This is a genomic window from Victivallis sp. Marseille-Q1083 (assembly GCF_903645315.1).
Classification (GTDB): domain Bacteria; phylum Verrucomicrobiota; class Lentisphaeria; order Victivallales; family Victivallaceae; genus UMGS1518.
In genome coordinates, this window is sequence record NZ_CAHJXL010000001.1 from 2,852,321 (window position 1) to 2,864,638 (window position 12,318).

Sequence of the window (12,318 nt, forward strand, 5' to 3'; positions counted from 1 at the left end):
GTTTTACAAGGAGTGTTGCCATGGAAAAAGAAAAAAGTACCGGGGATTTTCGTTATGCGGTCGGCGCCGCCAAGGTGCCGTGGCATGCGGTCGGCGAGTTTTATCGGGCCGGCGATGTGCTGGAAGTGGTGAAATTCCTGCTGCCGCCCGGCGGCGATGAAGCGGCCTGGCGGCAGCGTCTGGCCGCGGTGGAGAGTGCGTTGCAGGCGCTGAGCGGGGAGGCGGCGACGGCGACGAAACTGACGCTGGGGCAGCAGGTGCAGGCGGCGGAGGCGGAAGCCCGGAACTATTTCGATTGCCGGTATGCCTGTCTCCTGAGCAATTGGACCGCCGGCATGGAGATCGCCTACAAACTGTCCGGGCTGCAAGCCGGCGATGAAGTGATCATGCCGGCGGTGACTTTCATCGCGACGATGGCCTATCCGCTGAGCATCGGCGCCAAGATCGTTTTCGCCGACATCGACCCGGAGACGATCAACCTCGATCCGGCGGATGTGGCGCGCAAAATCACGCCGAAAACCCGGATGATAGTCCCGGTCCACCTCGGCGGCTACCCGGTGGATATGGCGCCGCTGATGGAATTGGCCGCCGAACACGGCATCTATGTGATGGAGGATGCCGCCCACGGCATGGGCGGGGCGTACCGGGGACGGAAGCTGGGCGCGATCGGTCATTTCGGCGGTTTTTCGCTCCACGAAGTGAAGAATATCAACTCGTTCGGCGAGGGCGGGCTACTGCTGACCAACCTCGATTGCGGCGAACAATTTGCGCAAGCCCGTTTCCTCGGGCTGGATTTCACCCGCAAAATCAAGGATTGGCTGTACGATATTTCTCCGTTGACCGATCGGTTCGGCAAACTTCAGATTCCCGGCAACCATTCGGCTTCCGAGTTGCAGGCGCTGGGGTTGCGTTTGCAGATGAAACGGCTGGACGCGATCATCGCCATGCGCCGGCAGGCGGCGGAATATATGAACGGCGTCCTGTCCGAGGAGCCCGGCATTCTGGTGGAAAAAACCGACACCGCCGACACTTACGGGACCCATCATCTCTATCTGTTGCGCATTGATCCGAAAAAGGTCAACGGCGACATTCAAACGCTGTCGGCCAAACTGGCGGCAGCCGGGTTGACCAATATCACCCACTTCGGTCCGATGTACCGTTTCCGCATCATGAAGCAGCTCGGTTATGATGAGAATGCCATCGCGGCGACCTGTCCGCGCACCGAGGAGATGTTCTATCACTCCTATACGCATTTGCCGCTCTATCCGTTGACGCCGGAACAGCTCCGGTATCAGGCGCAGGCGGTGGTCGAAGCGGTCCGCGACATGAAGCGGGGCCGCTGATGGGTCGCAAGGTGCGTTATGCGCTGGTCGGTTTCGGCGGCATCGCCGAAAACCGGCTGGCCAGGGAGGGATTCGGCCTGGACCGCAGCCGCTTCGACGGTTTGGCCGAGGCGGAATTGATCGGCGCTTTCGATGTCAATCCCGACCGGCGCGGCGCGGCCGAGGCGTTGCAACTGCGCTGGTATCCGTCGCTGGCGGCGGTCTGGCAGGATGAAGCGGTCGAAGCGGTCTTCATCGCGACGAACAACTTGTCGCATGCGCCGCTGGCGCTGGAGGCGCTGGACCGCCAGCGGCATCTGATCGTCGAAAAACCGCTGGCGACGACGGCGGCGGCCGCGGAAGAAGTCTGTGAACGGGCGGCGGCGGCCGGCTTGAGCTTGAGCGTCGATCATATGATGGTTTACCAGCAGTTGAATGTCCGGGCCAGGCAAATGGCGGCCGACGGAACTCTGGGCGACATCGACGATGCCTGCTTCCATATGGAATTCGCCTATGGCTATGAGGCGGCGGAAGCGGCTTCGTGGCGCTGTTCCAGACCGGAAGAGCTCGGCGGTCCGATCGGCGATGTCGCCACTCATTGCTTTTACCTGGCGGAAGACCTCCTGCAGCAGTCTATTGTCGAGGTGGCGGCGGTCTATTATCCGCGGACGATGCGGATTGCGGCCGAAAACGGCGCGCTGATCCGGCTGGCGCTGGCGGACGGCCGGAATATCTCGGTGCGGGTCAGCTTCTGCGACCGGCGCGGCGGGCTGGCCGGAACGCTCGGCAACCTCGGCTACGAACTGTACGGTTCGAAGGCGGTCTTGCGCGGCTATGGAACGATGTTTCAATTGTCCGGAGCGGCGGGAGAACCGTTTCAGCCGCGGCTGGAACTGGAAAAAGACGGCAAGGTCACTATCCTGCGGCCGTCGGCGGCAGGTAATATTTATCAAGCGGTGATCCGGGCGCATGCCGGCAGTATCTTGTCCGGCCAGCCGCTGGATGGTCGCGGGGCGGTGCACAATTTGCGGGTTTGCGAGGCGGCGCACGCCTCGGCGCGGGCCGGCGGTGAATGGAGAAGGGTGGATGGTTGCTGAGGTGGTCGGCGTCCTGGTCAAAATTTTCGTCCTGATGGCGCCGTTTTTCGTCCTTTCGGTCTTTGCCGGCGTCACCGACGGCATGCCGTTGCGGGCCCGGAAAAATCTGGCGCTGCGAACCACGGCGGCGATTCTGATTTTGAGCCTGGCACTCTACTTTATCGGTGATAAAATTTTCTGGGGGCTGGGAATTACGCTGGACGCGTTCCGGGTCGGCGCCGGGTTGGTCCTGCTGCTGAGCGGTTTGGAGATGGTGCGCGGCGCCGTCGGCGGAATCCGGGCCGGCGGCGAGCAGTCCGGCGGACCGGACAACGATCCGGCGGTGGTGCCGCTGGCGACGCCGACGGCAGTCGGGCCCGGCACCATCGGCGCGCTGCTGGTGATGGGGGTAGGTTCCCAGGGCGAACCGAAGCGGATTCTGCTGGAGCTGGCCGGGATTGTGCTGGCGATCGCTTTGATCGGCCTGATGCTCTACTACGCCAACGCGATTGAAACGCTGCTCAAACGGCGCGGCCTGGCAGTGCTGAGCAAATTGACCGGGTTGTTTCTGGTGGCGCTGGCGGTTCAGCTGATCGCCGCCGGCATCCGGGGGCTCTGGCCCGGGCTCTGAGACTTACTTTGAGTTCGCACTCACACCGAACGGTCCGGAAATGTCGAAAATTTGACGTTTCCGGACCGTGTCTTTTCCGGCCGGCGCTTTCTGTCGGATTCGCCGTCCGATGACCGCAAATTTTCAGTCGGAAAAGAGACAAAGTGTACCGGAAAGAGACCGGAAGAAGCACTTTTGGTAACAAAGTCGACTTTTTGCAGGCTCTTCTAATATCTTGTTTATTGTGTTTATAACTAATTGTTTATGATTGTTTTTATGCCTTGTTCCTGAAGAAATATACCAAAAAGAAGAGCGAATGTCTTGATTTCAATTCCTTTTTTTGCTATACTCTTCCATAAGAACAGCGTTGACTGGCTAGAGCAAAGGACGAGCGATGGGTTTCAAGTATCAGGATTTGGCACAATATTACCGGGAAAAAATTTTCAGCGGCGAAATTGCGGCGGGAACGCGGATGTGCACCGAGGCGGAGCTGGTGGAACGGCACCGGATTTCCAGAAAGACTGCCCGGCAGGCGTTGGAGGAACTCAAAAAGAGCGGTCTGGTCCGGAGTCGGCGGGGCGCCGGCACGTTCGTGCGGCCCGGAGCCGGCGGTGAAAAGCGTCAGGCCAGAAATTGCTGCCGCAATATCACTTTGCTGTTCATCGATATGGTCAATGCCCCCGACAGTTATGAACAATATCTGGCGTCGGCGTTGTCGCAGCTGGCCAATGCCGCGGAATTGTCGCTATCGGTGCGCTATCTGACTACCGGTGATTTTTTCAACGAGCGGACGATGGAAAATTTGCGCCAGTCCGGCACCGATATCCTGTGGGTGGACGGTTTCGTCAATACGGTGCATGAGTACCTGCTGAAGCGCCTGGAAATTCCTTATCTGCTGATCGGCGACCGGCCGGAGCAGCCGTGCGGGCCGCAGGTGAAATTCGACTGGCAGGCGTTGAGTTTCGAGGCGGCGGAATACCTGTGCCGGAATAGCTCGTGGCCGGTGGTGGCGATCTGTAAGCCGCTGCAGGCGGGCGGCAATCCGTATTATTTTTATCACGGCATTCAATTGGCCTGCCGCCGGCACGATCGGCCGCTAGAGTTGCATATGTCTTTGCATGCAAATGATTTTGATGCGGTTCCGCTTTTGGGCGATCACTTCCGGATGTATGGACGGCGGAAATGTTCGATCATCACTTCGCCGCATTTTGTCCCCAGTATCGAAAAAGCCTTTCTGATCTATTCGGAATACCGCTTCGACGGACCGATCGCCGTGGCCGGCGCCCGCCATCTGATTCCGGCGGCGACTTACCCGAATATCCGTTATTTCAATTTCGATATCGGTGAATATGCTTCCAGAATTTTCGAAGCTCATGTAAAATTTGTCGACAGCCTGGGCGGCGAAAACAAAAGAAGCATGGAGAGATAAAAATCCGGAACAAAATCAACCAAAGGAGATGGTATGATAAATAACTGACGTTCGCGGAATCAGCTTTCTGCGTGTAATTTATGGCGATTAACTTACACGTTTGGAAGCGGACAGGTTGCAGACTGAATGTTTCAATGAGGCGCATCAGAAACGATGACGACCCCGGAAAGGAGATTAGTCAGATCTGTAAACCAGAGCGCCACCGTAGAGAGCGACTGATTAATCGACTACTCTGTATGGGAGGATGGTGAGGCCGTGACAGCAGTTCCGCTTCGATTCGTGAAAAACGAATGGAGGCAGAGAATGATGACAAGTTTTGTTGGAGTGGATTTGCACCGGAACAATTTTACTTATTGCATCCGGGTAAATGGGGAAGAACGGAAAATCGGCAAGTGTGAGATTACCGAACTGAAGGGCTTTGCCGCAATGCTCGGTCCGAACACGGCGATGGCGGTGGAGGCGACCGGAAATACGTTCATGTTTTGCAGCTCGCTGAAAGCTCATGTCGGGCGACTGGTGGTGGTGAATCCATCACAGTTCAAAGTCATCAGCATGTCCACCAAAAAGACGGACAAACATGACGCAAAAGTGTTGGCGGAGTTCCTGGAAAAGGATATGCTCCCGGAGGTAAGAGTGAAAGACGATTTGCAGGCGAAAATTTCAAGTCTGACGCAGACCAGGGAAAAACTGGTTCAGTTGCGTACCGTATTGAAAAACAAAGTCAACAATCTGTTAGCAGCTAACTTCATCGTGCTGAAACGGGAAGAACTGTCCACGGAGAAAGGGCTTTTGAAAGCATTGAGTTATCACTTCGACCCGATCACCGACACGGAAATGCTGGTGGTTGTCGAACAGATTCGCAGTCTGAACAAAAGCATTGAAAAACTGGATAAGGCGATTGAGGATCACGGCAGCAAGATGGACGGCTTCGACAACCTGAAATCCATCAAGGGAATCGGCTCGAAAGGTGCGGCGATCCTGTTGGCAACCATCGGCAATATCGCTGATTTCCGATCGGCAAAGCAGTTGGCCGCTTATATCGGAATCGTCCCCAGAGTGAGCAATTCAAATGACACGGTTTGCCACGGAAGAATCACGAAGAGCGGCAGCAAGATCGCCAGAACCGCTTTGGTGCAATGCGCTTTGATCGCCAAACGCTACAGCCCGTATCTCAATGCCTTTCATGAATCGGTAAAAAGTCGGCGGGGAGGTGCGAAAGCCAATATCGCCTTGGCTCGCAAATTCCTCGATATCGTGTATAGAACATTAAAAAACAATTGGATGTTTGAGAATTTTACTCAATTCAAGCTCGTAAAAAATTGAGTTTTTCTCGACATCGAAGTGGAAATTTATCATGGGAGACGGAACATGCAGAAGTTTAGATTTACATTAATTGAATTGCTGGTAGTGATTGCAATCATTGCGATATTAGCCAGTATGTTGCTGCCGGCATTGGCGAAGGCGAAAGAGGCGGCGGTTGCCATTTCCTGTACGAACAATCAAAAAAACATCGGACTTGTTCTGATCATGTATGCCGAGGACAATGATGGAGAAATTCCGGCCTATTATTCCGCCAAGCAGGGGACTTGGGGGGAAGTGTTGATGGATCGCAAGATCGACGGCCCGTATAAAAAATCGATTTATTGTCCGGCGGCGCCGGCGCCGAAGGATCCCGACAGCGGCGATATTTTTTACACCACCTACGGCATTCACTACGGCCATGACGGTTCCACGATGAAATTCTCGACCCGGCAGCCGAAAGATCCGAACGATTCGTATGCGGCGAAATTCGGCTTCTGGGACAAGATCGACAATCCGAGCGAACTGCCGTTGTTTGCCGACAGCTTGAATCCCGCCTCCAACAAGCAGTCGTCGGCGCTCTATTCGATCGTGGCCAGCGGGGCTTTGAACCTGGCCCACAGGCAAAAGGCCAATATTCATTTTTTTGACGGTCATGTTGCCAATTACAACGCCGATGAGGCCTTCGAATTGGGATACAAAACCTATGTTCGGAACGGAGTCCGGATTGATCGCAATTAATATTTCATGCTGCAATATGCATTGGAAAACAATGGGATAATATTTACAGGAAATAGGATGGCAATGGAGAAAACCTACCGGATCGACTTTGAGACGCTGGAGCGTTTCATGTGTGAAGTTTTCGAATGTGGTATGGCGGGCGGGGAAAAATCTGCCGTGGCGGCGCCGCCGGGAGCGGGGTCGGAAAAATTAAACTGGTTAGGGCTGGGATGATGATGAAAGAAATTTTGTCTCTTTTTTTTTGTATGCTCGGATTGGCGGCAAGCGCCGCGGAACCGGCCTTCTGGAATACCGACGGCGCAGGGGAGTTGAGCCGTCGCCGCCTGACGGCTGCCTTGCCGGCGATGGCGTGGAATGCCGACGAAGAGGCTGCCGGCATGGCATTGAGCGCGATGGACTTGAACAGCCCGCTTGGCGACCGGTTCCGGTTGCCGGAGCCGTTGGTGCGGCACTTGGACCTGGTCGGGACGCCCGGCGATTATTACACGGCTCTGCTGGGACTGTACGCCTGGCAGCCGCAACGGAACCTGACTCTGGAAGTCAGTGACCTGGTAGCTGACGGGGCGGTGATCCCGGCGGCGAACCTGACCGTTCTGGAGGCAATCGATAATGCGTTGAACCCGGAAAACCGGGTGTTGACCGAACCGCTGCTCAAGCCGGATTGGATTGCCCTGCCGGCCGGAACCGCTGTGCCCCTGATGGTCTTTGTGGATATTCCGGCCGGCGCCCGGCCGGGCATTTACCGGGGAACGTTGCGGGTCGAGTCGGCAAACGGCAGTTTGCGTTTGCCGCTGCGGCTGCGGGTGATGGCGTTTCGGCTGCCGGAACTGACGGAATCGGCCGGCTTTTTCGTCCCCGGCCATTTCCATATCGAAACCGACCGGGGGATCTACGTCAACATGGCTCCTGCCAGCTTGATTCCGGAAAACCTCGATCATTTTTTCCGCTTTTATCGCAGCCGGCGGTTGAATTCTGTGGTTTTATGTCATGTTGCACCGGGCTTGCAGTTGGCCGACGGCAACGTGCAGGCCGATTTCCGGGAGTTGTCGCAGTTTGCCGCGGCGATGCGCCGGGCCGGTTTGAATGGCAAATTGATTATCGATTTGCGGCCGATCACCTGGTGGTGCAATACGGTGGCGAGACAAAATTCGACGCTCCCGGCGGAACCGGACGCTTTTCACCCGGCTTCGGCTGATTATTTCCGGCCGGTTCTGCGGCAATTGCTGGAAACCGCCGAAAAGGAGAATTGGCCGGACTGGTACTTTTTCCCCGAAGAAGAGATGGGCAACGGGCCCCGGCAGCAGCGCGGATACGATTTCTTCCTGCCGATTCTCCAGGAGGTCTGCCCGCAGCGTATTGCCGTGATCGACAACGACATCGGTTACAACCGCCGGGTGGAAGTGGATCGCGGGCATCGCGACCGGATCGTGCATCGGCAGTACAACAGCTGGACGGAGCAGGCCTGGGCGGACGCCCGGCGGGATGGCGCGGAGGTCTGGACTTATAACTACGACATTTCCCGGCTGGCCGCCGGTTTGCTGCAGCAGCGGCTGGGTTCCAGAGGGCATCATCAATGGGCGGATTTGTGGACGGGAAAACGGAAGAACTCCACCGTTTTCTGGGGATACAGCATCTTGACCGGCCGCGGCGTGGTTACGACGCGGGGAATGGAACGTTTCCACGACGGCCGGCTCGATCTGGCGGCCTGTAAATTATTGGAGCAGTCGGCCGGTGAACTGCGGAAACGGGGAAATGACACCGCCGCCCAGATGGCGGAGAAAACCTTGCAGGACGTTACCGCCGACATCCCGATCAACGGCACCCGCTTCCGTTCCTGGCAGTGTCTGGTGCCGAATCGCGAGATCGATTTGCGGCGGTGGAAGATATTTACCGCGATAGAGCGGGCGCAACAACAGTTATCCGGACAACTGGCAAATGAAATTGCCGCCGGCGGCACTCCGGCGCTAACGGTGGAACGGATCGCCGACGGGACTGGAAAGAACGACGGGCTGCCGCAGTTTATGGCGTTGTTTCAGACTCCCTCGCCGCTTCGACTGGACGGCCGGCACGAAGAACCGGTCTACGGCGACGGAACCGGAGCGATTCCTTATATCCTGCAGCAGGAAAATGCCATCCGGGCCAAATGCAGCAGTGAAGAAGAGTTCAAATCGTTCGCCCCGAGTTATGCTGCGGCTTATTTGTGCTATGGTTATGACGGTCTCTATTTTGCCGCCGACGCCGGTCTGCAGACGGCGAAAGAGCCTTTTCTCAGGCAGCGCCAAAATGATGATCCGGAACTGTGGCGGGACGATTCGCTGCAATTCTTCTTTCTGGTTCCGGAGCAGGAGGACAGCTACCAGCTGACGGTCAATTCCGCCGGGGGTCGGACGCTGATGCATGGAGGTCGGGGCGTGCCGATACCGGATTGTGAGATTCTGGTCCGGTCGCCGCTTGATGCGGATGGCGGCATCGCCGTGGAAGGCTTTCTGCCGTGGGAGTATTTTGATTTGCCCGGTATGCCGTCGCCGGGAACGGAGTGGCGGTTCAACTTCGCCCGGCAGTTCCACACGCGCGATCAATTGACGTCGTGGGGCAGGGTGGATTGGAGTTTCCAGCAGCGGGAGTTCTGGGGCGGCGTCTGTTTTTCCGGCCAATCTCCCAGTCGGGCTTTTGCGCAACTGGCGTTGCCGGCTGTTTATCCGGGACCCAACCGGTTGGCCGGCTTGCTGCAGCAGGAGGTGCCGGCCGGCGCCGTTCTGGCCGTTGAAAATGCGGCTGGAGAAGCTGCTGATGCTTTGCCGGTCGGGTCCGGCGGCAGTTTCGCGTTGTCTTTTGTCGTGCCGGCCGCGGATATCGGTTCGAAGTGGCAATTGGTGCTGCGTTGCGGCGACCGGGAAATCGAGCATTTGCCGCTGCCGGTGCAACCGTTGCAAGCGACGGTCGCATGGCGTGGCGGCGAAGACAAAGTATCCGGCGATGACACCTTGACGTTGCTGGCGGACGTCTGCTATCCGTCCGGGCTGTTCCGGCCGGTGCTGACCGGGAAATTGTTGGGACCGGCCGGCATTGAATTGACATTGCCGGAGGCGCCGCTGTCCGCGCCGGGACGTTGCCGGATTCGTTTGCAGGCCGCCGGCCTGACTCCGGGACGCTGGCAGTTGCGGCTTGAGGTTCCCGGAGTGAAACCGGCCGGTCCGGTCGAAGCGATGGAATTTGAAGTACTGCCGCCCCGTTTTGAATTTCGGGAAAGCAAACCGGCCGGTAAATAGCGCTGGCTGCGGGCGATGGCACGGGCTGGCGCCGGTGAGCCGGAGGATTCCCGGCGGTGAAGAAAAATAACCGGCAAGGTGAACCCGGCGGTCGTTTCGGCTGTCGGGTTTTTATTGCATAACGGTGTCGGAGAATTTGGAAAAATACGGAAAAACGCCTACATTACCCGAATCGAGTGAAAGCTGTCGAACGACTTTTGGAGTTGCGGCTCATGGAAGTTAATATTGTTTTGTTTTCAAAACGCCGCCCAGGAATCGTTCGCTGAAGCCGGGTGTTCGGTCTGCGGCTGGCTGATTCGTGGTCCGAACTGGAAGAAAACCGGCGGCCGCAAAGTCGGAAAGGACGGAAAAATGCGTGAAAATTTTCAACAGTTGGTCGGTGACAATTGTTCCGGTGTCTGTCCGGAGGCTTTGGCGGCGATTGCCGAAGCCAACCAGGGCAGCGCCGCTTCTTATGGCGAAGACCGCTGGACCGCTTTGGCCTGTGAGAAACTGCGGGAGTGGTTTGAAACGGATTGTGAAATTTTCTTCGTCTTCAACGGGACGGCGGCCAACGGTTTGGCCCTGGCGCATCTGTGCCGTTCTTATCAGAGCATTGTCTGTACGGCGGTCAGCCACATCGAAACCGACGAATGCGGCGGGCCGGAATTTTTTACTCACGGCGCCAAATTGCTGCACGCCGGCTCCGGCAGCGGCAAACTGACGGTGCCGGATATCGAACGGGTGGTGCGCAAGCGCCGGGACATTCATTATCCCCGGCCGCGGGTGGTCAGTTTGACCCAGGCGACTGAGTTGGGAACGGTTTACAGCGTTGACGAGTTGAAGACGTTGGGGGCGGCGGCGGCGGAACACCGTTTGCGGCTGCATATGGATGGGGCGCGTTTTGTCAACGCGGTGGCGGAACTGGGGGTAAAGCCGCGGGAAATTTCCTGGGAGTGCGGTGTCGACGTACTGTCGCTGGGGGGAACGAAAAATGGTCTGTTGGGCAGCGAAGCGGTGATTTTTTTCAACCGGGAATTGGCCGGGGAGTTCGATTTTCGCTGCAAGCAGGCTGGACAACTCGCGTCCAAAATGCGCTTCATGGCGGCGCAATGGCTGGGGGTGCTGGACGGAGACGTTCTGCTGGCGAACGCGAAACACGCCAATGCGATGGCGGAACGGCTGGCCGAGGGCATGCTCCGGCTGGGGAGGGCGCCGATGTTCCGGCGCCAGGCCAATTCGGTCTTCGTCGAACTGCCGGAAAGAGCGATGGCGCATCTCAAAAAATGCGGCTGGCTTTTCTACACCTTCATCGGCGCCGGTGGTGCCAGATTCATGTGCTCCTGGAATACTTCGCCGGAAACGGTGGACCGCTTTCTGGAAGATTTGAAGCAGGGGCTGGCGGAATAGCGCCATGCCGCTCTTCGTTATGAAAAAATGCGGCAGTGAGGGCGGCCGCCGGCGGTGAGAAAATCTTCAGGTTTCCGGAGGAAGAAAGGCGATTGGCGTTAGGGCTTGTCTTGGGTTGTAAAAGATTTTTTATTAGTGTTTATTGGCCTAATTGCCAATGTAAGCGCTGAATTTTCATCATGATATGGATGAAAAATGCCGGAATTTATTAGTTCATAAAAATCATTTGACCATCTTGACTTTTAGCCTGGCGGCAGTATATTGAAACCGGTTCTGCAGTTATGGATGATGCGGATGCTTGCTTAACTCCGGCTGCAAATCGCGAAACAATACCGGCTGGCGGGTGGAAAAGATGGAATGGGCTGTCATGTAACTTTCGGTCGATGGCCGCGTGGCGCTGTTCCAGCTGGAATCGCTGAGGCGTTATTGGATTAACTTGTTGTTAATCAATATAAAGATGGCATTGCAGATGGAACGGAAGTTTGATTTGCAATGCTGTGGCGTGCCAAGATGGGCGATTTTCCGGGTATGGGCTTGAAGATGGGAGGATTACCTCCCGGTTCGAGGCCGCTTTAATAAAGATTGCTTGATGGAAGAATCAAATCATATAGACGGACCGATTCTCAAAATTGAAAATCGTATCTGGTGTCCGGTTTGGACGCTGGCGCGAAATGAAATCAAGATGAGGAATTATCTGGTGTCGCACGGCATTCCGCACTACCTGCCGCTGCGGCGGGTGATCAAAAAAAATTCCGCCACCAACGCTTACGGCAAGCGGTATAATTATGAAAAGCCCGCCTATCTGCCGATGTTTCCCGGGTACATTTTTGCCGCTCTGGAGACGGAGGAGAAGCGGGCGATCGGTTATGAAAGGTCGGTGATTCGGGTTTTGAACCGGCAGCCGGAATTGGAGTCTTTATTGATTGATGAGCTGAATCTCATCAGGAAAATCGAGCAGGAAGCCGAAACGCATGAACTGATTCTCAAGCCCGAATTGCAGGAAGGGACGCCCTGCCTGCTGCATGGGAGATTCGAAGGCTGGCGTGGGGTCGTCAAAAAGCGGAAAAATAAATTTGAAGTCATCATTGCCCTGACCGAAGTCAATTACACTGCGACGATTGTTTACGAACTGATGGATATCGAAGCGATTCAATAGCTTGCGCAATATCGATGAAACTGCCGG

10 protein-coding genes are annotated in these 12,318 nt (G+C 56.5%); all 10 read left to right on the plus strand.

Going from position 1 to position 12,318, the window contains the following annotated elements; translation table 11 throughout:
* Positions 1-20: 20 nt before the first annotated feature.
* The 10 genes from HWX74_RS11740 (at position 21) to HWX74_RS11785 (ending at position 12,291) form a co-directional block, all read left to right on the plus strand.
* On the plus strand, positions 21-1,343 hold the full coding sequence (locus HWX74_RS11740) for a DegT/DnrJ/EryC1/StrS aminotransferase family protein (protein ID WP_176013720.1): 1,323 nt from the start codon (positions 21-23) through the stop codon (positions 1,341-1,343).
* Positions 1,343-2,419: a Gfo/Idh/MocA family protein gene (locus HWX74_RS11745; protein ID WP_176013721.1), complete on the plus strand. Its 1,077-nt coding sequence runs from the start codon at positions 1,343-1,345 to the stop codon at positions 2,417-2,419. Before HWX74_RS11740 ends, HWX74_RS11745 begins: the two co-directional genes overlap by 1 nt.
* Positions 2,409-3,029, plus strand: coding sequence for a MarC family protein (locus HWX74_RS11750; protein ID WP_176013722.1), 621 nt, complete (start codon positions 2,409-2,411; stop codon positions 3,027-3,029). The genes HWX74_RS11745 and HWX74_RS11750 overlap by 11 nt, the downstream gene beginning before the upstream one ends.
* A 373-nt stretch (positions 3,030-3,402) precedes the next feature.
* Positions 3,403-4,437, plus strand: a complete 1,035-nt coding sequence (locus HWX74_RS11755; RefSeq protein ID WP_176013723.1) for a GntR family transcriptional regulator — start codon at positions 3,403-3,405, stop codon at positions 4,435-4,437.
* A 306-nt stretch (positions 4,438-4,743) separates the two neighbouring features.
* Positions 4,744-5,760 carry an IS110 family transposase gene (locus HWX74_RS11760; protein WP_176014518.1) on the plus strand — a complete coding sequence of 339 codons (1,017 nt, stop codon included), beginning with the start codon at positions 4,744-4,746 and terminating at the stop codon, positions 5,758-5,760.
* A 45-nt stretch (positions 5,761-5,805) separates the two neighbouring features.
* The gene (locus HWX74_RS11765) at positions 5,806-6,477 is read left to right on the plus strand and encodes a type II secretion system protein (RefSeq protein ID WP_176013724.1); all 672 of its coding nucleotides are present in this window, start codon (positions 5,806-5,808) and stop codon (positions 6,475-6,477) included.
* Between the two features lie 63 nt (positions 6,478-6,540).
* Positions 6,541-6,690 (plus strand): hypothetical protein, encoded by a 150-nt coding sequence (locus HWX74_RS11770; protein WP_176013725.1) that lies wholly within the window; start codon positions 6,541-6,543, stop codon positions 6,688-6,690.
* Positions 6,691-6,704: 14 nt separating this feature from the next.
* Complete coding sequence (locus tag HWX74_RS11775) at positions 6,705-9,746, plus strand: glycoside hydrolase domain-containing protein (protein WP_176013726.1); 3,042 nt, start codon at positions 6,705-6,707, stop codon at positions 9,744-9,746.
* Between the two features lie 351 nt (positions 9,747-10,097).
* Entirely contained in the window at positions 10,098-11,135 is a 1,038-nt protein-coding gene (locus tag HWX74_RS11780) for a low specificity L-threonine aldolase (RefSeq protein ID WP_176014591.1), read from the plus strand.
* A gap of 589 nt (positions 11,136-11,724) precedes the next feature.
* Entirely contained in the window at positions 11,725-12,291 is a 567-nt protein-coding gene (locus HWX74_RS11785; protein ID WP_176013727.1) for a transcription termination/antitermination NusG family protein, read from the plus strand.
* Positions 12,292-12,318: the final 27 nt, after the last annotated feature.